We start from the raw sequence: 21,708 nt of genomic DNA, 5'->3' as shown, positions 1-21,708 counted from the left end.
GAGGTCTTCATAGATGCCGTCACGGACTCTGGAAACCTGGCCCCACGGCGCGATCATGCTGGATGCGGAACACACCCGCTTCGCGTTATGGGCGCCAGACGCGTTTTATGTCAGCGTTGAATTTGAGGAAGGAAAATCGGTAGCGATGCTGCCCCAGGCCGATGGCTGGTTTGTGGTGCAGCTGCAATGCCCGCCGGGCACCCGCTACCGCTACAACATCGACGGCGAACAGGACGTTCCCGACCCGGCTTCCCGGGCACAGGCCACGGACGTTCACGGCTTCAGCGTGGTGGTCGACCCCCTGGCCTATCAGTGGCGCCAAAGCCACTGGCAAGGCCGGCCGTGGCACGAAGCGGTGATCTACGAGATACACGTGGGCGTACTGGGGGGCTACGCCGAGGTCGAGAAACAACTGCCGCGCCTCGCCGAACTGGGGGTCACCGCCATTGAGCTGATGCCCATCGCGCAATTCCCCGGCGAACGCAACTGGGGTTACGACGGTGTCCTGCCCTACGCTCCCCAATCCTCCTACGGTTCGCCCGAGCAGCTCAAACAGCTGATCGACAGTGCGCACCACCATGGCCTCGCGGTAATCCTCGATGTGGTCTACAACCACTTCGGCCCCGACGGCAACTACCTCGGCACCTACGCCAAGGGTTTCTTTCGCGAAGACGTGCACACGCCCTGGGGCGCCGGCATCGACTTTGATCGCCGGGAGGTCCGGGATTTCTTCATCGACAACGCCCTGATGTGGCTGCTGGAATACCGCTTCGACGGCCTGCGCCTGGACGCCGTGCACGCCATCAACGATCCCGAATTTCTGCAGGAGCTGGCGCAAAAAGTACGCCAGCAAGTCGACACGGGGCGGCATGTGTGGCTGGTGCTGGAAAACGAATTCAACCAGGCCAGCCTGCTGGAAAGCGGTTTCGACGCCCAGTGGAACGATGACGGCCACAACGCCCTGCACGTGCTGCTCACCGGCGAAACCGACGCCTACTACAGCGATTTCGCCCAGGACCCCACGGGAAAACTGGCGCGCTGCCTGAGCGAAGGATTTATCTACCAGGGCCACACCACGCGCCACGGCCACACGCGCGGCGAGCCTAGCGGGCACCTGCCGCCCAGCGCCTTTGTGCTGTTCCTGCAGAACCACGACCAGATCGGCAACCGCGCCCTGGGCGAACGCCTGCATCAACTGTGTTCGCCCCAGGCCCTGAGCGCCGCGACGACCTTGCTGCTGATGTCGCCGATGATCCCGCTGATGTTCATGGGCGATGAAGTCAACGCCGAGGAGCCGTTCCTGTTCTTCACCGACCATCACGGCGAACTGGCCGAGGCGGTACGTGAAGGCCGGCGCAATGAGTTTGCCGACTTCGCCGCGTTCAGCGACCCCGAACGCCGCGAACGCATTCCCGACCCCAACTCCCTGCAGACCTTCCGCCGCTCGGCACCCGCCCTCGCCGACTGCGGCGACTCGCAGCTCTACCGGCACCTGTTGAGCCTGCGCCACCAACATATCGTGCCGCACCTGCCCGGCAGCATGGCCCTGGGTGCGCACGTGCTAGCGGAGGGCGCGGTCACGGCGCGCTGGCGCCTGGGCAATGGCAGCCTGTTGCAGATCGACCTCAACCTGAGCGCCGATTCTCTGAACTACCCGGCTGCCGAGCACCTCCTATTTGTGACGCAGGCCAGCGGGGCCGAACAATTGGCTCCCCTCAGCGCCCGCGTCAGCCTCACCCATTCCCCTGTTGGAGAGCACCCTTGAGCGACGCGCAATTGGAAATACTCGCCAGCCGAGCGGGCCTGGCCGTCGATTGGATCGACGCGAATGGCCGCCCGCAACATGTAAAGCCCGACGCCCTGCGCGCCGTGCTCAAAGGCCTGGGCCACCCGGCCGACAGCGACGCCGAGATCGAAGCCAGCCTGCTGGACCTCGAACGCGTGCAACAAGACAAGCACCTGCCGCCCCTGATGACCGTCGACAGCGGCGCCGGCCTGGACCTGGCGCGCTACTTCGCCCCCGGTACGCCGTGCCAGATTCACCTCGAAGATTCCAGCGTGCTGGACCTGAGCCTGGACGATAACGCGGTGTTGCCCGGCTCGATTCCGGTCGGCTACCAACAAGTGCATATTGCCGACCAGCATTTCACCCTGGCCGTGGCACCGACGCATTGCTACACCGTTGCAGAAGCGGTCGACACCCAGACCGCCCGCGCCTGGGGCCTGAGCGCCCAACTGTATTCCCTGCGCCGCAGCGGCGACGGCGGCTTTGGCGATACCCAGGCCCTGGAACAACTGGCCCGCGCCGCCGCCGAACGCGGCGCCGACGCCCTGGCCATCAGCCCGATGCACGCGATGTTCAGCGCCGACACCGAGCGCTTCAGCCCCTATTCCCCGTCCAGCCGCCTGTTCCTCAACAGTTTGTACGCCTCCCCCGGCTGCATACTCGGCGAACGTGCGGTGCAAAGTGCCATCGAAGCCAGCGGGCTGGCCGACGAATTGTATGACCTTGAGCAACAAAGCCTGATCGACTGGCCGGCCGCGGCCAAAGCCAAGCAGCGCCTGTTGCGCACTCTGTATGACGACTTCCGCCAGGGCGACCACCCGCAACATGCCGACTTCCTGAGCTTCCGCCAGGCTGGCGGTGAAGCCCTGGAAAACCACTGCCGCTTCGAAGCCGTGCAAGCCGAACGCGCGGCCAACGGCGAGAGCCTCGACTGGCGCCACTGGCCAGAGGACTGGCACAGCCCGCAAAGCCCGGCCCTGGTGCAGTTTGCCGAAGCCAATCGGGACGAAATCGGCTTTTACGCCTTCAGCCAATGGCTGATTGCCCGTTGCCTGGAACGCGCCCAACAAGCGGCGCGCGGCAGCGGCATGGGTGTCGGCCTGATCGCCGACCTCGCAGTGGGCGCCGACGGCGGCGGCAGCCAGGCCTGGAGCCGCCAGGATGAACTGTTGGCGGAACTGACCGTGGGTGCGCCACCTGACATCCTCAACCGTGCCGGCCAGGGCTGGGGTATTTCCGCGTTTTCCCCCGAAGGCCTCAAGCGCAACGGCTTTCGCGCGTTTATCGAAATGCTGCGGGCCAACTTCGCCCACGCCGGCGGCTTGCGCATCGACCATGTGATGGGCCTGCAACGCCTGTGGGTGATCCCGATGGACGCCTCGCCACGGGACGGCGCCTACCTGTATTACCCGGTGGATGACCTGCTGCGGCTGTTGGCCCTGGAGTCGAGCCGCCACCAGGCGATCGTCCTCGGTGAAGACCTCGGCACCGTACCCGACGGCCTGCGGGAAAAACTCATCGCGCGCTCGATCCTTGGGATGCGCGTGCTGCTGTTCGAACAAGACCACGGCGGCCAGTTCAAGCCCATCCTCGATTGGCCGGACAACGCGCTGGCCACCACCAGCACCCACGACCTGCCGACCCTCAACGGTTGGTGGCACAGCCGCGATATCGACTGGAATGTCCAACTGGGCCTGATCGATGCACCCACCGTCGAGCAATGGAGCGAACACCGCCTGCGGGAACGCCAGGCACTGCGCCAGGCCTTGAGCCAGGACCCGCAGAACTTCATCGACGAAGTGCGCAACGAAACCGACCACGTCATCGACGCCAGCGTGCGCTACCTGGGCCACACCCGCGCACCCTTGGTATTGTTGCCGCTGGAGGACGCCCTGGGGGTCGAGGAACAATCCAACCTGCCCGGCACCACCGACACCCACCCGAACTGGCGCCGCCGCCTGCCGGGCGATGCCGCCACCCTGCTCGATGATGAAAACGCCGCCCGCCGCCTTGAGTTGCTGGCCGTGGCGCGCATCCAGGCCCAAGAGCGTGACCGATGAAAGCATTGACGCTTCGGGCTACCCAGCGCCTGCAATTTCATAAGGGCTTCACCCTCGACGACGCCGTGCCGCTGGTGCCGTACTTCGCCGAGCTGGGCATCAGCCACCTCTACGCCTCGCCATTGCTGAGCGCCCGCGCCGGTTCGATGCACGGCTATGACGTGGTCGATCCCACCACCGTCAATCCCGAGCTGGGCGGCGAACCGGCGCTGCGGCGATTGGTTGCGGCATTGCGCGAACATGACATGGGGCTGATCCTCGATATCGTGTCCAACCACATGGCCGTCGGCGGTGCCGATAATCTGTGGTGGCTGGACTTGCTGGAATGGGGTCGCCTGAGTCCCTACAGCGAATTCTTCGACATTCAATGGCACTCGCCAGACCCGCTGCTCAAGGGCCAACTGCTGATGCCGTTCCTTGGCAGCGACTACGGCGAAGCCCTGCAGTCGGGTGCCCTGCCGCTGCGCTTCGACCCGCAGCACGGCAGCTTCTACGTCGAGCATTACGAACATCGCTTCCCGATCTGCCCGCGGGAATATGGCGAGCTGGTGCCCGTCAAGTCACTGGCCGATCGCTTCAGCAGCCTGGCCTACCAGCCGGACGCCTATCCCCAGGCCGCCGCGCTGAAACAGGAACTGATCGAGGCCGCCCGCGACCCCGAAACCCTGAAGGCCATCGAAGCGAACCTCGACCTCTACGACGCCCGCCAGCCCGAAGGTTTCGCCCGCCTGCACCACCTGCTGGAACAACAAAGCTATCGCCTGGCCAGCTGGCGCACGGCAGCGGACGATATCAACTGGCGGCGGTTCTTCGACGTCAACGAGCTGGGCGGCCTGCGGGTTGAACGCAGCGCGGTGTTCGAAGCGACCCACGGCAAGATCTTCCAGCTGATCAGCGAAGGCCTGATCGACGGCCTGCGCATCGACCACATCGACGGCCTCGCCGACCCGCGCGGTTACTGCCGCAAGCTGCGCCGCCGGGTGGACTCGCTGGCGAGTGGGCGGCACTTGCCGATCTTCGTCGAGAAGATCCTCGGCGAAGGCGAAACCTTGCGTGAAGACTGGCGCGTGGACGGCACCACCGGCTACGAATTCATGAACCAGCTGTCATTGCTGCAACATGACCCGAAGGGCTTCGAACCCCTGGCCGAGTTATGGACCCGCCACACCGAGCGCCCGTCTTCATTTATCGAAGAAGCCTGGCTGGCCCGGCAGCAGATCCTCAACGGTTCCCTGGCCGGGGATTTTGAAAGTGTGGCCCAGGCCCTGCTGCAAGTGGCCCGGGACGATGTGATGAGCCGCGACCTGACCCTGGGTGCAATTCGCCGCGCGTTGCAGGAACTGATCGTGCATTTCCCGGTGTACCGCACCTACATCAGCGCCCGGGGCCGCAGCGAACTGGATGACGTGTTTTTCCTGCAAGCCCTGGCCGGTGCCCGCAGCACCTTGAGCGAAGGCGACTGGCCGGTGCTCGACTACCTGGAAAAATGGCTCGGCGGCCAACCCTGGCGCGACCGCCCCCTGGGCCGCAAACGCAAGATGCTCAAGCACGCCTGCGTACGCTTCCAGCAACTGACCTCGCCGGCGGCGGCCAAGGCCGTGGAAGACACTGCGTTCTACCGCTCGGGTGTGTTGTTGTCGCGCAATGACGTGGGTTTCAGCACCGAACAATTCAGCGCCCCGCTGGAAGACTTCCACGCGGTCAACCAGCAACGACTGCGCACCTTCCCCGACAACCTGCTGGCCACCGCCACCCACGACCACAAGCGCGGCGAAGATACCCGTGCGCGCCTGGCGGTGCTCAGCGAGGCCGCCGACTGGTATGCCGAGCAGGTGGAGCAATGGCGCCCCCTCGCCGCCCGCCTGCGCAGCGATGCCAACACGCCGTCCGCGGGTGACGAACTGATCCTCTATCAGGTGCTGCTGGGCAGTTGGCCGCTGGACCTGCACCGCGGCGATACCGAGGGCCTGGCGGACTATCACCAGCGCCTGTGGCAGTGGCAGCAGAAAGCCCTGCGTGAAGCCAAGCTCAACAGCAGCTGGAGCGCACCCAACGAGTTGTACGAACAAGGTGTCGAAGCGTTCCTGTCACGGCTGCTGCTGGAGGACGCCGGCAAGACCCTGCGCGATGCCATCGGCGAGGCCGCCCAGGCCATCGCCCCGGCCGGCGCGCTCAACGGGCTGGCGCAATCCTTGCTTCGCCTCACCGTGCCGGGCGTGCCGGACCTGTACCAGGGCGATGAGTTCTGGGACTTCACATTGGTAGACCCTGACAACCGCCGCCCGGTGGACTACCCCGCACGGCGACAGGGGCTGCACACGCCGCCGGACATCGGCGAGCTGATGTTCAACTGGCATGACGGGCGTATAAAACAGGCGTTGATCAGCCAGGTCCTGGGGTTGCGCAAGGCGCATCCGCAACTGTTTCGCCAGGGCACGTACGAGCCTCTGGAAGTGGTGGGCGAACACGCCGAGCGGGTGGTCGCTTTCTACCGCGAATACCAGGGCAAACAGCTGCTGGTGGTGGTGCCACGCTGGCCTCACCGGCTGCTTGAAAACGGTGTGTACCCCCTGATCAACGCGCAGATTTGGGGCGATACCCGGGTCCGATTACCGTTCGCCGCTCCAACCCAAAATTGGAAGGGACTTTTCCGAACAGGCGCAGTCACACCAAACAAGGAGCTCATGATCAGCGCTGCCCTGGGGGATTTCCCGGTCAATGTCTTTATCAATCCTGATGATCAAGAAAGCTGAAATTTTCTGTGAGGAGCATTGCGATGAGTACTGAAGACAAACGCATCCGCGAATTGGCACATCAGATCTGGGAATCTGAAGGTAAACCCCATGGCGAGGACGCACGACACTGGGAAATGGCGCGCAAACTGGCGGAAGCCGAAGCGCTGACGCCATCCAAGGCACCGAAGGCCGCCGCCAAGGCCAAGCCAAAAGCCAAGCCCGCAACGGCAGCGCCGAAACCGGCAGCCAAGCCGAGCGCAGTGCCGGCGGCGAAGAAGCCTGCTGCGAAGAAGCCCAAGGCCCCCTGACCCAAAGATCCTCCTGCAGGTGCGCCCGCACCGCAGGAGGCTATCCAACTACCGATATCTACCCGGCATCACGCCGGAATGGCCCCGTTCGGCCCGGAAAAACCCTTTTGCAGGAGCATCTCAATGAGCAAACCCAACAAGCCCAACTCGACGCCGGAAAACGAGCCGTCGCGGATTCGTGAAGGTTTGCCCTTCCCTCTCGGCGCGACCTGGGACGGTCTGGGGGTCAACTTTGCGCTGTTCTCGGCCAACGCCACCAAAGTCGAACTGTGCATCTTCGACGACAGCGGCGAAGTCGAGCTGGAGCGCATCGAACTGCCGGAATACACCGACGAGACCTTCCACGGCTACCTGCCCGACGCCCACCCTGGGCTGATCTACGGCTACCGCGTGTACGGTCCCTATGACCCGGCCAACGGTCATCGCTTCAACCACAACAAATTGCTGATCGACCCCTACGCCAAACAGCTGGTGGGCGAGCTCAAATGGTCCGAGGCCCTGTTTGGCTACACCATCGGCCATCCGGACGCCGACCTCAGTTTCGACGAACGCGACAGCGCGCCCTTCGTGCCCAAGTGTAAAGTCATCGACCCGGCCCACACCTGGGGCAACGACCAGCCAGTGCGCACGCCGTGGGATCGCACGATCATTTATGAAACCCACCTGCGCGGCATCACCATGCGCCACCCTTCGGTGCCTGAGGAAGTGCGCGGCACCTGCGCCGGGCTGATGGTCGACGATGTGCTCAAGCACATTCGCCAGTTGGGTGTGTCATCGGTCGAATTGCTGCCGGTGCACGCCTTCGTCAACGACCAGCACCTGCTGCAAAAAGGCATGACCAACTACTGGGGCTACAACAGCATCGCCTTCTTCGCCCCGGACCCGCGCTACCTGGCCAGCGGCAAGATCGCCGAGTTCAAGGAAATGGTCGCGCACTTGCACGAAGCCAAGCTGGAAGTGATCCTGGACGTGGTCTACAACCACACCGCCGAAGGCAACGAGCAAGGCCCGACGCTGTCCATGCGCGGCATCGACAACGCCTCGTACTACCGCCTGATGCCCGATGACAAGCGCTTCTACATCAACGATTCCGGCACCGGCAACACCCTCGACCTGAGCCACCCGTGCGTGCTGCAAATGGTCACCGACTCGTTGCGCTACTGGGCGACCGAGATGCATGTCGACGGTTTCCGCTTCGACCTGGCGACCATCCTTGGCCGCTACCGCGACGGTTTCGACGAGCGCCACAGCTTCCTCGTGGCCTGCCGCCAGGACCCGGTGCTGCGCCAGGTGAAAATGATTGCCGAGCCGTGGGACTGTGGCCCCGGCGGCTATCAGGTCGGCGGTTTCCCGCCGGGCTGGGTGGAATGGAACGACCGTTTCCGCGACACCGTGCGCTCGTTCTGGAAAGGTGACGACGGCCAACTGGCCGACTTCGCCGGACGCATGACCGCCTCGGGCGAGATGTTCAACCAGCGCGGCCGCCGGCCGTACAGCTCGGTGAACTTCATCACCGCCCACGACGGTTTCACCCTGCACGACCTGGTGTCCTACAACGACAAACACAACGAAGCCAACGACGAGAACAACCAGGACGGCAGCAACAACAACCTGTCGTGGAACCACGGTGTCGAAGGCCCTACCGACGACCCGGAAATCAACGCGCTGCGCCTGCGCCAGATGCGCAATTTCTTCGCCACCCTGCTGCTGGCCCAGGGCACGCCAATGCTGGTGGCCGGTGACGAGTTCGCCCGGACCCAGCACGGCAACAACAACGCCTACTGCCAGGACAGTGAGATCGGCTGGATCAATTGGGAACTGGATGAAGACGGCAAGGCCCTGCTCAAGTTCGTCAAGCGCCTGATCAAGTTGCGCCTGGCGTACCCGATCCTGCGTCGCGGGCGCTTCCTGGTGGGCGACTACAACGAAGATATCGGGGTCAAGGACGTCACCTGGCTCGCGCCGAGCGGCGATGAAATGACCATCGAGCAATGGCAGGACAGCCATGGCCGTTGCCTGGGCATGCTGATGGATGGCCGCGCCCAGGAAACCGGGATTCGCCGCCCGGGGGCCGATGCCACGTTGTTGCTGGTGGTCAATGCCCACCACGACATGGTCAATTTCCGCCTGCCACCGGTGCCGGATGGCGGCTTCTGGACCTGCATGCTCGACACCAACCAGCCGGCAGTGCGTGGCCAGGAACGCTTCGATTTCGATCACGAATACGCGGTCACCGGGCGTTCGCTGCTGCTGTTTGAATTGCAGCATGAGGACGAGGTGTGACATGGCCTTGCATGAGTTTCTTCGCGGCTACCGGGATTACCCGGACACCCAGGCCCTTGGCGCTGCGCTAAGGGCTTTGGTGGAGGAAGGCCTGGACCAGTTGCCCTTGCCGGGCAGCGGGCAAACGTTGGAACGCTTCAGCCGGCTGGCGCAAGTCGCCGGCCATGACCTGCGGTTGTGCAAGTTGTTTGAAGGCCACACGGACGCCCTGGCGATCATCGCTGAACTCGACAGCCCCTTGCCGCCGGTTGGCAGCACGTGGGGCATGTGGGCGGCCGAGCCGCCCACCGCCAAGGTGCGGATCCGGCGTGACGGCCAACGTGTGCGGCTGGAGGGCCGCAAGGCCTGGTGCTCGGGCGCGGCGGTGGTCAGCCACGGGTTGCTCACGGCGTGGGATGAAGAGGATCGCCAGCAACTGGTTGCAGTGCAAATGCACCAGCCCGGCGTAACCGTCACCGATGAGGGCTGGGCCGCCGTGGGCATGGCGGCTACCGGCAGTGTTGAAGTGTTGTTCAGCGACGCCGTTGGCCTGGCCATCGGCAAGCCTGGGGACTATTTGGCGCGCCCGGGCTTCTGGCAAGGCGGCATCGGCATCGCCGCCTGCTGGTACGGCGCGGCACAACGCTTGGCGGAGGCCTTGCGCGAGCAGTGCGCAAAACGCCCGGAGCCCCACGCCCTGGCGCACCTTGGCAGCGTCGACAGTGCCTTGCACAGCGCGGCCTGTGTGCTGCGCGACAGCGCCACCCATATCGACCGGCAGCCCAAGGCAGATGCCCGGCTGTTGGCACAACAGGCACGGGCCTGTATCGAAGAAACCGTCGACCAGGTGATTCACCATGTCGGCCGCGCACTGGGCGCCGGGCCGTATTGCAAGGACCCGCATTTTGCCCAGTTGATGGCCGACTTGCCGGTGTACCTGCGGCAAAGTCACGCCGAGCGCGACCTGGCCGCCCTTGGTCAACAAGTCGCCGATGAGCGCCCAGGGAGATGGGAACTATGAAGATCAATCCAATCGTCGGCCAGGGCACGCCCTTGCATGTGTGGCAAGGCTCGTCGCGCCTGGCCGAGCTGCCTTGCGTAGACATTGCCGAACTGGTGCCTGAAGGCAGCCGCGCCGTGATCATCGCGCCACATCCGGATGACGAAGTCCTGGGCTGCGGCGGGCTGTTGCAAGGCCTTGCCGCGCTGGATCGCCCTATCCTGCTGATCTCCGTCACCGACGGCAGCGCCAGTCATCCCGGTTCACGCCGCTGGCCGGTGGAACGCCTGAGCGTGGTGCGGCCGCAAGAGTCGGCGCAGGCCCTGCACCGGCTGGGGTTGCCGTTGCACAGCCTGAAATGGTTGCGGGCCGGGTTCAGCGACAGCCAGGTCGCCGCAGGTGAAGAAGACCTGAGCCGCTTCATCGAGCGTTACCTCAAGCCCGGCGACGTGGTCTTCACCACCTGGCGCGAAGACGGCCATTGCGACCACGAGGCCGTGGGCCGTGCCAGTGCCAAGGCGACCCGGGCGGTGGGCGCAACCTTGCTCGAGCTGCCCGTGTGGACCTGGCATTGGGCAACCCCGGAAGACAGCCAGGTGCCCTGGGATCGCGCTCGTAAAATCCCCCTGACACCTGAAGCCGTGGCCCGTAAACGGCACGCCATCCATGCCTTCGCCAGCCAGTTGGAAGGCGACCCGCAGATCGGCCTGCCGCCGGTGCTCGCGCCCTATGTGCTGGAGCGCCTGCTGCAACCTTTTGAAGTGGTGTTCGTATGAGTGTCGCCACGCCCTATTTCGACGAGCTGTTTGCCGGCAACGACGACCCTTGGGCCTTTCGGCAACGCTGGTATGAACAGCGCAAGCGAGCCCTGACCCTGGCGCTGCTGACCCGGCCGCGCTATGCCTCGATCTTTGAACCCGGCTGCGCCAATGGCGAACTGAGCTTCGAGCTGGCCCCGCGCTGTGACCGCCTGCTCTGCTGTGACACGGCGCAAGCGGCGGTCAGCCTGGCACAGGCGCGGCTGCGGGGTTTCAGCCATGCCACCGTGCAGCAGAGCCGCCTGCCGCAGCAATGGCCCAGCGATACCTTCGAGCTGATCGTGCTCAGCGAGCTTTGCTACTACCTGGACCCGAAGGATTTCGATGGGCTGATCGATCGCGCCCTCGCCTCCCTGACGCCTGATGGACAAATCCTCGCCTGCCACTGGCGCCCGAACATCGAAGGCTGCCCGCAGACCGCCGAACAGGTGCATGCGCGCCTCGGCCAGCGCCTGGGCATGCCGCATCTGGCGCAGCATCACGAAAGCGATTTTCTACTGGATTTGTGGAGCCGCGACGGCACCACGGTTGCGACCCTGGAGGGACTGCGATGATCGGCATCCTGATACCCGTGCATAACGAAGAAAAACTGCTGCCCGAATGCCTGAAAGCTGCGATGGTCGCCGCCAGTCATCCGGGCCTGCTGGGTGAAGAGGTGCAGATTCTGACAGTGCTCGACAGCTGCAGCGACCGCAGCGCCATGATCGCCCGCGAATACCAGGTGCACAGCCTGGAAGTGCAGGCGCGAAACGTGGGCCACGTGCGCGGCGTGGGTGCGCGGCACCTGCTTAACAACGGCGCGCGCTGGATTTCCTGCACCGACGCCGACAGCCGCGTCGCTCCCGATTGGCTGGTGGCGCAACTGGCCCTGGGCGTGGATGCGGTGTGCGGCACGGTGACGGTGGACGCCTGGAGCGAGGGCTTCGACCCGGCGGCGCAGATCCGCTATCACCAGGCCTACACCGCCCGGGACGGGCATCGGCATATCCACGGCGCCAACCTGGGCGTCAGTGCCGGCGCCTACGTGCGGGCCGGCGGTTTCGAGCCCCTGCCCTGCCATGAAGACGTGGAGTTGGTGCGCCAGTTGGAGCGCTGCGGGGCTTCCATTGCCTGGAGCCACTCGCCCCAGGTGATTACCAGTGCCCGCCTGGATTGTCGCGCCCAGGGCGGCTTCGGTGATTACCTGAAGAGCCTGATGCAGGCCTCCTGAAAAAATTGCGACACCCGGCGGTGTTAAAGCGGCGATTCATAACTATCATCACTATTCCTTGCACGGCAATCCAGGGTTGGAACGCCGTCGCGCCGCGAGCGTGCAGTACCTGACGCTCGCGTACCACAAGAGCCGTCCCGTCAACGGGGTACGGCCTGCACCACCGATAAACAAGGACGTGACACCCATGAAGCCTGCACTGTTAAGTGACAACCGCCGGGGCCCCGCGCAAATCTGGAACAGCGCCCCGCAACTCGCGCAAATCCCTGCCATCAACCCCGCAACCCTGGTGCCCAAGGGCGCCCGCGTGGTGATCATCGCCCCGCATCCCGGCGACGAAGTGATCGCCTGCGGCGGTCTGCTGCAATTGCTCTGCACCCTTGAATACTCCCTGCAACTGATCTCCATCACCGACGGCAGCGCCAGCCATCCGGGGTCTACCGTGTGGCCGGCCAAACGCTTGAGCGTGGTGCGGCCCCAGGAAAGTGTCGAAGCCCTGCGCCGCCTGGGCGTGCCCCTGCACAGCCTGAAATGGATACGCGGCGGTTTCGCCGACAACGCCCTGGCCGCGCGGGAACAGCAAATGAGCCAGTTCATTGCGCGCTACCTGCAACCCGGCGACGTGGTGTTCACCACCTGGCGCAACGACGGCAATGACGACCACGACGCCGTCGGCCGTGCCGCTGCCAAAGCCTGCGCAGTCAAGGGCGTGCGCTTGCACGAACTGCCGATCTGGGCGTGGCACTGGCCGCTTCGGGAAACCGCCGCCATCCCCTGGCAGCGCGCGCGCAAGGTGCGGCTCGACACCTGGAGCGTCGCCCGCAAGCTGCACGCCGCCCACGCCTATGCCAGCCAACTGGCAGGCGACCCGGAAATCGGCCTGGCGCCGATCCTGGCACAGGTGCTGCTGGAGCGCATGCGCGAGCCCTATGAGATTGTGTTTTTGTAGGCGCACCCACTCGTCTATACCTGTAACTTCTGACAGTAGCGAACGCTCTCTCTGTGTGGCTAGCTTGGAACACCGGCTTGCAGGGAGGGCGAATCATGAGCACGCGGTTTTCATCAGTGACGTATCTGAGCGTCTGCAGCGTGACGACGCTGTTGCTCAATTGGCCCCTCCCCGCGCACGCCGCCTGTACGCTGGTCATAACCGCAGGCAACGACACCACCCTGTGCAGCGATGGCAGTGCTGGCGCGCTGACGGATTTACAAGGAAGCAACATCCTTGAGTTCCCCGTCGGCGGCACCGGCATCATCGTCGGCAACGTGACTTATGGAGCGGGAGATGATCGGGTCACGATGGATTCCGGCGCGATCAACGGTGCGATCAATCAAGGTGACGGAAGAAATATTTTCCAGCTGTTCAATGGCAATATCTCCGGCACGGTGACGCAAGGCGCGGGCGGTGATATTGCGCAAATCAGCGGCGGCAGCTCCGGTGCAATCTCCCAGGGTGACGGGGTAGACCAGTACTTCCAGAGCGGTGGCACCGTCGCCTCACTGGCTCAGGGCGACGGCCGTGACGAGTTCACCATGAGCAGTGGCAGGATTGTCGGTGCTTTTGAAGATGGAGATGTAGCGCTGATGACCGGTGGCAGCATCGGGCGGGTCGACATGAAGCTCGACAACAACCTGTTTGACCTGCGGGGTGGAGCGATCATCGGCAACCTCGTTACTGGCTTCGGAAACGACACCATCCTGGTGTCCGGAGGAACGGTTGGTGGCAACATCAGCGTCAGCGGCGGCGACGACATCATCAACGTCAGCGGAGGGGAAATAAGTGGGCAGATCCTCGCCAGCTTTGGCAACGATGAGTTCACTTGGGAAGGCGGCGGTCTGATCCATAAGGAAATCCTCATGGGTGATGGCGCTGACAGGGGTTTCCTGCTCAACCTGACCGAAACCACCCTGGCCTCCACACCACTTCTGGACGGTGGTTTGGGTAACGACACCCTGACCTTCGACAACACCCGATCCGCCACGCCAACCCGCTATGTCAACTGGGAAACCGTCAACCTGGACAACAATTCGCGCCTGACCCTGGGCGGCGACTTCAAGCTCGGTGACAGCGCTACAGCCACCGGTACCCTGAATATTTTTGGCAGTGCCGCCCTGCAGGTAACACAGGGCAGCATCAGCCCCTTCGCGGCCGGGCAACAAGCCAACCTGAACAACGGCGGCCTGATCGACATGACCACCGGCAGTTCCAGCGCCACCGACAGCCTGACCGTCAACGGCAACTACACCGGCAATGGTGGCGAACTCGCGCTGCAGTCGGTACTCGGCGCCGACGGCTCGGCCAGTGACAAGCTGGTAGTCAGCCAGGGCACGCTGCAAGGCGGCACTACCATCACCGTCACCAACCTTGCCGGCCCCGGCGCCATGACGCTGCAGAACGGCATCCAGGTGGTTGAAGCGCTTAACGGTGCCACGAGCAGCGACCTGGCGTTTACCCTGCGCGGTGGATCCGTTTCCGCAGGCGCCTATGAGTACTACCTGTTCAAAGGAGGCGTAACGCCGGGCACCGGGCAAAACTGGTTCCTGCGGTCCTCAGTGGTGGCGCCGCCGCTACCCAACCCTGGCGAACCTGAGAATCCCGGGAATCCCGGGAATCCTGGGAATCCTGGGAATCCCGGTAATCCTGAAAACCCGGTGGGCATCTTGCCCCCCGTTCCTGCCGATGGCACGCCAGAGCTCCCGGGGATCTTCCCGGGCGAAGACCCGATACCGATCTATCGCCCGGAAGTCCCGGTATATGCCGTGTTGTTTCCCGCCGTGCAGCAGATGGTCCAGGGCATGCTGGGCACCTACCACGAACGCACGGGCGACCAAAGCCTGCAACGTCAACCTGGCGCTTTAGCGGCCGGTTGGGGCCGGGTGTATGGCAGCAGCACGCGGCAATCATTCGCCGGCACCGTCAGCCCGTCGCTGGACAGCTCCCTGTCCGGTTTCCAGGTTGGCACTGACCTGTATGCCTGGACCAACGACGCTGGCCTGACCCAACGCTTCGGCTTCTTTGTCGGCCACAGCCGCCTGACCGGCAATGTGGCGGGTTTCAATGGCGGTTTTCAGGGCAAGGACGCCGGCAACACCACCCTGCGCGGTGACAGCCTGGGCGCGTATTGGACGCTCATCGGCGCCAACCACGCCTATATCGATGTCGTGCTGATGGGCACGCGGTTCGATGGCCACAGTGAGTCCGACCGGGGCGTCAAACTTCCAACCAAGGGCCACAACGTGCTGGGGTCTATGGAGGTGGGAATGCCGTTTGCGGTGTCTGAACAGTGGGAGGTTGAGCCGCAGGCCCAGGTGATTGTCGATAGAAGCTATGTGGACAGCCAGAACGACGGAATCTCGGATGTCTCATTCCGCGCCGACACTAACGTCGTCACCCGTCTCGGTGTCCGCCTCAAGGGCAGCTACAGCGTGAGCGGCATGCCCCTGCTGCCTTATGTGCGTACCAACGTGTGGCACGCCAGCGCCGGGAATAACACTGTCACGTTCAATGACAGCACGGACATCAACACCGAACAGAAATCCACCACGCTGGACGTCAGCACCGGGGCAACGCTGCAGGTATCGAGTACGGTCAGTGTGTATGGCGAGGTGGGGTACAACAGCAATCTGGACAGTAATCAGCTGAATGGGCGCAAAGGCACTATTGGCATAAGGGTCGACTTCTAAGCCACAACACGTCCCCACTGTGGGAGCGGGCTTGCTCGCGAATGCAGTGTGTCAGCCAAAAAATCTGGCACTGGTACTGCGCATTCGCGAGCAAGCCCGCTCCCACATGGGGTCTTCATCGTCTGGAAGTCAGGCGTCCGGTCGCAGGATCAGCACGCCCAATGGCGGCAGGTTCAACGACAGCGACAACGGCTGCCCATGCCTGGGCTCCTCCTCCGTAAACGCCCCGCCACCGTTGCCGAAGTTGGAACCGGCATAGGTGTCGGCATCGCTGTTGATCACCTCGCTCCAGCGCCCGGCAAACGGCACGCCGACCTTGTAGGCCTCGCGCGGTACCGGTGTGAAGTTGGCCACCACCAGCACCGGCCTGCCGTCCTTGCTCCAGCGCAACCAGGCGTAGACGCTGTTGATCGCGTCATCCCCAATCAACCACTGGAAGCCCTGTGGTGCGTCGTCCTGGTCATGCAGCGCCGGCTCTTCGCGGTACAGGCGGTTCAGGTCGCCCACCAGTTTCTGCACGCCCCGGTGTTCGGGGTATTGCAGCAGGTACCAGTCCAGTTGCTGATCGTGGTTCCACTCGCGCCATTGGCCGAACTCGCAGCCCATGAACAGCAGCTTCTTGCCCGGGTGCATCCACATGAAGCTCAGGTATGCCCGCAGGTTGGCAAATTTCTGCCAGCGGTCGCCGGGCATCTTGTCGATCAACGAGTGTTTGCCGTGCACCACTTCATCGTGGGAAATCGGCAGGATAAAACGCTCGGACCAGGCATACACCAGGCCGAAACTCAGCTCGTTGTGGTGATGGGCACGGTACACCGGGTCCTGCTGGATGTAGTGCAGCGAATCGTGCATCCAGCCCATGTTCCACTTGTAGTTGAACCCCAGGCCGCCCTGTTGGGTCGGCTGGCTTACGCCCGGCCATGCGGTGGACTCCTCGGCGATCACCAGCGCGCCGGGGGCCTCAAGGGCAACGACATCGTTGAGGTGGCGCAGGAAGTCGATGGCCTCGAGGTTTTCCCGCCCGCCGTGGCGGTTGGGTACCCATTCACCGGCCTTGCGCGAATAGTCGCGGTACAGCATCGAGGCCACCGCATCCACCCGCAGCCCATCGATATGGAAATGCTTGAGCCAGTGCAACGCCGACGCCAGCATGAAGCCGTGGACTTCGGTGCGGCCGAGGTTGTAGATCAGGGTGTCCCAATCCTGGTGGAAGCCTTCCAGCGGGTTGGCGTATTCGTACAGCGCGGTGCCGTCGAATTGCGCCAGGCCGTGGGTGTCGGTGGGGAAATGCGCCGGCACCCAATCCAGGATCACGCCGATGTCGGCCTGATGGCAGGCGTTGACGAAAAACGCGAAATCCTCCGGCGAGCCGAAACGTGCCGTCGGGGCAAATTGCGACAGCGCCTGATAACCCCATGAGCCGCCGAACGGGTGCTCCATGATCGGCATCAGTTCGATATGGGTGAAGCCCAACTGCTGTACATAAGGGATCAACCGCTCGGTCAGCTCGCGCCAACTGTACTGGCGGGACACCTCGCCGACTTCATCCAGCTCGCACTGCCAGGAACCGGCATGCAACTCGTAGATCGACAAGGGTGCGCTAGGCTTTTGTCGCTCGCTGCGCGATTGCATCCAGTCGTGGTCCTGCCAGTCGACCTGCAGCGGCGAAGCGACCTTGGACGCAGTATCCGGCGGCAGTTGCGTGGCCAGGGCCATGGGGTCGGCCTTGAGCGGCAGAATCCCGTGGGCGCCGAGGATTTCATACTTGTAGGCCGCGCCGGGTTGCAGGCGCGGGATGAAAATCTCCCACACACCGGACGGATGGCGCAGGCGCATCGGATGACGGCGCCCGTCCCAGATATTGAAGTCGCCCACCACCGAGACCCGGCGGGCATTCGGTGCCCATACCGCAAAACGCACGCCCTGGACCCCGTCGACGCTAGTCACTTGTGCCCCGAGGCAACTGCTCAGGTCGCGGTGATTGCCTTCGGCAAACAGGTACAGGTCCATCTCCCCCAGCAGCAGTTGCTGGAAGCTGTAAGGGTCTTCGGTGATCTGTTCGCCACCGGCCCACTGGATCTTCAGCAAGTACGCCTGACGGCTGCCGAAATGCCCGACAAACAAGCCCGGCACCTGGGTCGCATCGAGGCTGCCGATGTGCTCGCCGCTGTCGCGAGCCAGGACCTGGACACTCAGTGCTTCCGGCAGGAAGGCACGAATGAACTGGCCGCCCTGCTCGTCGTCATGGGGACCCAGGATCGAGAATGGATCATGGTGCTCGGCCCGCACCAGGGCTTCGATATCAGCAGGCTTGGGCATCACACTCAACTTTTCCTGCAGCGGTTCTTTGCTTGTAAAACTCATGACGTCTCCCCACCGCGTGCAGTTTTCGATATTGGTTTCAACCCGCTGAGCAGCCCGTGCAAACCTTGCAACGGCACCGGCAACCAGCTCGGGCGATTCTCTGCTTCGTAGGCCACTTCGTACGCGGCCTTCTCCAGGCTGAACAACGCCAGCGCTGCGTCCTGGCCTTTGGCATCCTGCCAGTCATGGGCCAGTGTAGTCGTGGCAGCGTGATAGGCCTGGATAAATGCCTGCCTGGCCTCATGCAAGTAGCGATCCGCCACACGTTGCCGGGACGCATTGGCCTCGGGCGACTGGTCGACGCCCTGCACATTCACCGCCATGGCCGCCGCGTAATCAAACGAGCGCAGCACCCCGCTCACATCCTTGTACGGGCTGTGTTTGCCGCGACGTTCAGGCAGCGGCCGCGCCGGTTCGCCCTCGAAGTCGATGAGGTAGGCATCGCCCTTGACCACCAGTACCTGGCCCAGGTGCAGGTCGCCGTGCACGCGAATGCGCAACCCGCCCACCGTGGCTTTCGCCAGGTCCTGAACGTGACTGGCGATGGCCTTTTTCTGCTCCAGTAAAGCACTGACCAACGCCTGATCGGCAGGGTTCAACTTGGTTTGATGCTGTTTGAGCAACTGCAAGGCGTGGTCGATTTGTGCGCCTACGTGCCTGGCCCAGCCCTGGCTGTCCTTGAGGGTTGTGACCTCGGGCTTGAACGCCTTGTTAGTGGTGGGCGCCGCCAGCACCAGGTGCATCTCGCCCAGGCGCTGGCCGAGCAAGCCGGCGAAATCCGCCAGCTCGCCAAGGGCGTTGTAGTGCTGTTCCTGCTCGGACATGGCTTCGGCCAGTTCGTCGCGAATCGCTCGCTCCAGGTTATTCTGGGTCCAGCCCCACGCGTCGCCCTGGTTGCTCAGGTAACCCTGGGCGATCATCAGCAGGTTGTCCTGGCCATCGGCGTCGTGGCGGATCACCGAGCCCAGCAGCGGCGAGATATGCTCGTAGCCGGCCTCGGTCAGGTAGGCGCCCATTTCCAGCTCGGGGTGAACCCCGGCGCTGACTTTTCGGATCAACTTGAGCACCAGGCTGCCGCCCACCACCACGGAACTGTTGGACTGCTCCGCCGCGAGGTAGCGCACTTCCGACTCGTCGTTCAATTCCAGTTTGGCCAACTGCGCCGTGGGCTCGAAGCGAATCTCGCCATCGGTGGAGTCGAGGACGGTTTTGGCCTGCAGGCCTTGGATCACGCTGCGGATATAAGTGTCGAGGCTGAAGGCATCGGTCACCAAACCTACCTGACGCACTCGCCGTACACGGGCAAGCGCGAGTTGTTGCGGCAAGGCGCTGGTGAACTGGTCTTCGCCAAGGAAGCCGAACGGCAGTTGATAGCGGCTGACCTGGCCGGCGCTGGTGACTTCGATTTCACTGAGCAACACCGGATGCTGCGGGTCGCCGAAGCGCACGCCATAAGCGATGTGCACGCTGTCGATTGCCGTATCCTTGCTGGCAAACCAGCGGCGCTTGGGCAGCCACGCCGGCAACGCATTCTGTTCCAGGGTGGTGCGGCACGGTGCTTCGAGCAATTCTTCCATGCGTTTCTTCAGCACCAGGGTGGTGAAGTCCGGGATGCTTTGTGCCGGTTCCACGTGCCAGCTTGGCATCTGGTTTTCCGCCGCCAGCACGAACCAGTAGAAGCCATACGGCGCCAGGGTCAGCAGGAAATTCAGCTGGCCAATCGGTGGGAAGGCATTGCCACCGAGCATCTCCACCGGAACCATGCCGGCAAACGCCGAGAGGTCCAGTTCTGCGGCCTGGGCACTGCGGGACACGTTGGCCACGCACAGGATGATTTCATTCTTGCCATCGGCGCCTGCGTATTCGCGGGTATACGCCAGGATGCGGCGGTTGCTGGGCGAGAGCATTTTCAGGCTGCCGCGACCGAACGCCTTGGACTGTTTACGCACCGCGAGCATGCGCCGCGTCCAGTTCAGCAAGGAGTGCGGGTCCTGGGTCTGGGTTTCGACGTTGACCGACTGGTAGCCGTATTGCGGGTCCATGATTGGCGGCAATACCAGGCTGGCCGGGTCGGCGCGGGAGAAGCCGCCGTTGCGGTCGATGGACCATTGCATCGGCGTACGCACGCCGTCGCGGTCACCGAGGTAGATGTTGTCGCCCATGCCGATTTCATCGCCGTAGTACAGGGTCGGCGTGCCCGGCATCGACAGTAGCAGGCTGTTGAGCAGCTCGATGCGTCGGCGGTCGCGTTCCATCAGCGGCGCCAGGCGGCGGCGAATCCCCAGGTTGATACGTGCACGGCGGTCGGCAGCGTAATAGTTCCAGAGGTAGTCGCGCTCTTTGTCGGTGACCATTTCCAGGGTCAGTTCATCGTGGTTGCGCAGGAAGATTGCCCATTGGCAATTGGCCGGGATCTCCGGGGTCTGGCGCAGGATATCGGTGATCGGGAAACGGTCTTCCTGGGCCAGCGCCATGTACATGCGCGGCATCAGCGGGAAGTGGAACGCCATGTGGCACTCATCGCCGTCGTCGCCCTTTTTGTCCCCGAAGTACAACTGGGTGTCTTCCGGCCATTGGTTGGCTTCGGCCAGGAGCATGCGGTCGGGGTAGTTGGCGTCGATCTCGGCGCGGATCTGCTTGAGCACGTCGTGGGTTTCGGGGAGGTTTTCGTTGTTGGTGCCGTCGCGCTCGATCAGGTACGGAATGGCGTCCAGGCGCAGGCCGTCGATGCCCATGTCGAGCCAGTAGCGCATCACCGACAGGACGGCTTTCATGACCTGCGGGTTATCGAAGTTGAGGTCCGGCTGGTGGGAGTAAAAGCGGTGCCAGAAGTATTGGCCGGCGACCGGGTCCCAGGTCCAGTTGGACTTTTCGGTGTCGAGGAAAATGATCCGGGTGCCGTCGTATTTCTGATCGTCATCGGACCATACGTAGAAATCCCGCGCCGCCGAGCCGGGCTTGGCCTTGCGGGCGCGCTGGAACCAGGGGTGCTGGTCGGAGGTGTGGTTGATCACCAGCTCGGTGATCACCCGCAGCCCGCGTTTATGGGCTTCGGCGATAAAGCGCTTGGCGTCGGCCATGGTCCCGTAGTCGCTGTGCACGCCGCGGTATTCGGCGATGTCGTAGCCATCGTCACGGCGTGGCGAGGGGTAGAACGGTAGTAGCCAGATGGTGTTCACACCAAGGTCGGCGATGTAGTCGAGCTTGGCGATCAGCCCGGGAAAATCACCGATGCCGTCGTTGTTGGAGTCGAAATACGATTTGACGTGAACCTGATAAATCACCGCGTCCTTGTACCAGAGCGGATCTTTGATAAAGGTGGCAGCCTTGGGTTTCTTCGCCATTGGAAACTCCTGGGAATTCGAAAAATTCTGCCTGAAGGAACTCGGTCAATGTGGGAGCTGGCTTGCCTGCGATAGCGGTGGATCAGCCAGTATTATCTGCACTGACACACCGCTATCGCAGGCAAGCCAGCTCCCAC

Annotated in this window: 13 protein-coding genes; 11 read left to right on the top strand and 2 right to left on the bottom strand. The window is 63.5% G+C overall.

The annotated features are described in order from the left end of the window. Positions 1 to 13: 13 nt before the first annotated feature. From treZ to QF039_RS10255, 11 genes are all read left to right on the top strand, one after another. On the top strand, positions 14 to 1,765 hold the full coding sequence (treZ, locus tag QF039_RS10305; RefSeq protein ID WP_307517861.1) for a malto-oligosyltrehalose trehalohydrolase: 1,752 nt from the start codon (positions 14 to 16) through the stop codon (positions 1,763 to 1,765). Then, on the top strand, positions 1,762 to 3,846 hold the full coding sequence (gene malQ, locus QF039_RS10300) for a 4-alpha-glucanotransferase (RefSeq protein ID WP_307517860.1): 2,085 nt from the start codon (positions 1,762 to 1,764) through the stop codon (positions 3,844 to 3,846). Before treZ ends, malQ begins: the two co-directional genes overlap by 4 nt. Further along, a complete protein-coding gene (locus tag QF039_RS10295; protein WP_307517858.1) occupies positions 3,843 to 6,599 on the top strand; it encodes a malto-oligosyltrehalose synthase in 2,757 nt (918 codons plus the stop codon). Before malQ ends, QF039_RS10295 begins: the two co-directional genes overlap by 4 nt. A gap of 23 nt (positions 6,600 to 6,622) precedes the next feature. Further along, positions 6,623 to 6,889, top strand: coding sequence for a DUF2934 domain-containing protein (locus QF039_RS10290; RefSeq protein ID WP_307517856.1), 267 nt, complete (start codon positions 6,623 to 6,625; stop codon positions 6,887 to 6,889). A gap of 123 nt (positions 6,890 to 7,012) precedes the next feature. Then, positions 7,013 to 9,172: a glycogen debranching protein GlgX gene (gene glgX, locus QF039_RS10285; protein WP_003207536.1), complete on the top strand. Its 2,160-nt coding sequence runs from the start codon at positions 7,013 to 7,015 to the stop codon at positions 9,170 to 9,172. Between the two features lies 1 nt (position 9,173). Then, positions 9,174 to 10,172 (top strand): acyl-CoA dehydrogenase family protein, encoded by a 999-nt coding sequence (locus tag QF039_RS10280; RefSeq protein ID WP_307517854.1) that lies wholly within the window; start codon positions 9,174 to 9,176, stop codon positions 10,170 to 10,172. After that, positions 10,169 to 10,927, top strand: a complete 759-nt coding sequence (locus QF039_RS10275; RefSeq protein ID WP_087692378.1) for a PIG-L deacetylase family protein — start codon at positions 10,169 to 10,171, stop codon at positions 10,925 to 10,927. Before QF039_RS10280 ends, QF039_RS10275 begins: the two co-directional genes overlap by 4 nt. Then, positions 10,924 to 11,523 carry an SAM-dependent methyltransferase gene (locus QF039_RS10270; RefSeq protein ID WP_307517851.1) on the top strand — a complete coding sequence of 200 codons (600 nt, stop codon included), beginning with the start codon at positions 10,924 to 10,926 and terminating at the stop codon, positions 11,521 to 11,523. The genes QF039_RS10275 and QF039_RS10270 overlap by 4 nt, the downstream gene beginning before the upstream one ends. Next, complete coding sequence (locus tag QF039_RS10265) at positions 11,520 to 12,179, top strand: glycosyltransferase family 2 protein (RefSeq protein WP_003207526.1); 660 nt, start codon at positions 11,520 to 11,522, stop codon at positions 12,177 to 12,179. The genes QF039_RS10270 and QF039_RS10265 overlap by 4 nt, the downstream gene beginning before the upstream one ends. 187 nt (positions 12,180 to 12,366) lie before the next feature. Continuing rightward, on the top strand, positions 12,367 to 13,128 hold the full coding sequence (locus QF039_RS10260; protein ID WP_307517849.1) for a PIG-L deacetylase family protein: 762 nt from the start codon (positions 12,367 to 12,369) through the stop codon (positions 13,126 to 13,128). Between the two features lie 95 nt (positions 13,129 to 13,223). Next, complete coding sequence (locus QF039_RS10255) at positions 13,224 to 15,863, top strand: autotransporter outer membrane beta-barrel domain-containing protein (protein WP_307517847.1); 2,640 nt, start codon at positions 13,224 to 13,226, stop codon at positions 15,861 to 15,863. Positions 15,864 to 15,992: 129 nt separating this feature from the next. Here the strand turns inward: QF039_RS10255 and glgB are convergent, their stop codons facing one another. After that, positions 15,993 to 18,227: a 1,4-alpha-glucan branching protein GlgB gene (gene glgB / locus QF039_RS10250; RefSeq protein WP_003207521.1), complete on the bottom strand. Its 2,235-nt coding sequence runs from the start codon at positions 18,225 to 18,227 to the stop codon at positions 15,993 to 15,995. Further along, positions 18,224 to 21,571: a maltose alpha-D-glucosyltransferase gene (treS, locus tag QF039_RS10245; protein ID WP_307517845.1), complete on the bottom strand. Its 3,348-nt coding sequence runs from the start codon at positions 21,569 to 21,571 to the stop codon at positions 18,224 to 18,226. Before treS ends, glgB begins: the two co-directional genes overlap by 4 nt. Positions 21,572 to 21,708: the final 137 nt, after the last annotated feature.

The sequence above is a fragment of the Pseudomonas sp. W2I6 genome (genome assembly GCF_030815935.1).
Taxonomy (GTDB): Bacteria; Pseudomonadota; Gammaproteobacteria; order Pseudomonadales; family Pseudomonadaceae; genus Aquipseudomonas.
Note: the sequence above shows the minus strand (reverse complement) of the source record. Positions and strands in the feature narration are given on the sequence as shown.

Bases quoted from the DNA above. Each gene is read 5' to 3' on its own strand.
- treZ (WP_307517861.1), top strand. From the start codon at position 14: ATGCCGTCACGGACTCTGGAAACCTGGCCCCACGGCGCGATCATGCTG.
- QF039_RS10295 (WP_307517858.1), top strand. From the start codon at position 3,843: ATGAAAGCATTGACGCTTCGGGCTACCCAGCGCCTGCAATTTCATAAG.
- QF039_RS10290 (WP_307517856.1), top strand. From the start codon at position 6,623: ATGAGTACTGAAGACAAACGCATCCGCGAATTGGCACATCAGATCTGG.
- glgX (WP_003207536.1), top strand. From the start codon at position 7,013: ATGAGCAAACCCAACAAGCCCAACTCGACGCCGGAAAACGAGCCGTCG.
- QF039_RS10280 (WP_307517854.1), top strand. From the start codon at position 9,174: ATGGCCTTGCATGAGTTTCTTCGCGGCTACCGGGATTACCCGGACACC.
- QF039_RS10275 (WP_087692378.1), top strand. From the start codon at position 10,169: ATGAAGATCAATCCAATCGTCGGCCAGGGCACGCCCTTGCATGTGTGG.
- QF039_RS10270 (WP_307517851.1), top strand. From the start codon at position 10,924: ATGAGTGTCGCCACGCCCTATTTCGACGAGCTGTTTGCCGGCAACGAC.
- QF039_RS10265 (WP_003207526.1), top strand. From the start codon at position 11,520: ATGATCGGCATCCTGATACCCGTGCATAACGAAGAAAAACTGCTGCCC.
- QF039_RS10260 (WP_307517849.1), top strand. From the start codon at position 12,367: ATGAAGCCTGCACTGTTAAGTGACAACCGCCGGGGCCCCGCGCAAATC.
- QF039_RS10255 (WP_307517847.1), top strand. From the start codon at position 13,224: ATGAGCACGCGGTTTTCATCAGTGACGTATCTGAGCGTCTGCAGCGTG.
- glgB (WP_003207521.1), bottom strand. From the start codon at position 18,227: ATGAGTTTTACAAGCAAAGAACCGCTGCAGGAAAAGTTGAGTGTGATG.
- treS (WP_307517845.1), bottom strand. From the start codon at position 21,571: ATGGCGAAGAAACCCAAGGCTGCCACCTTTATCAAAGATCCGCTCTGG.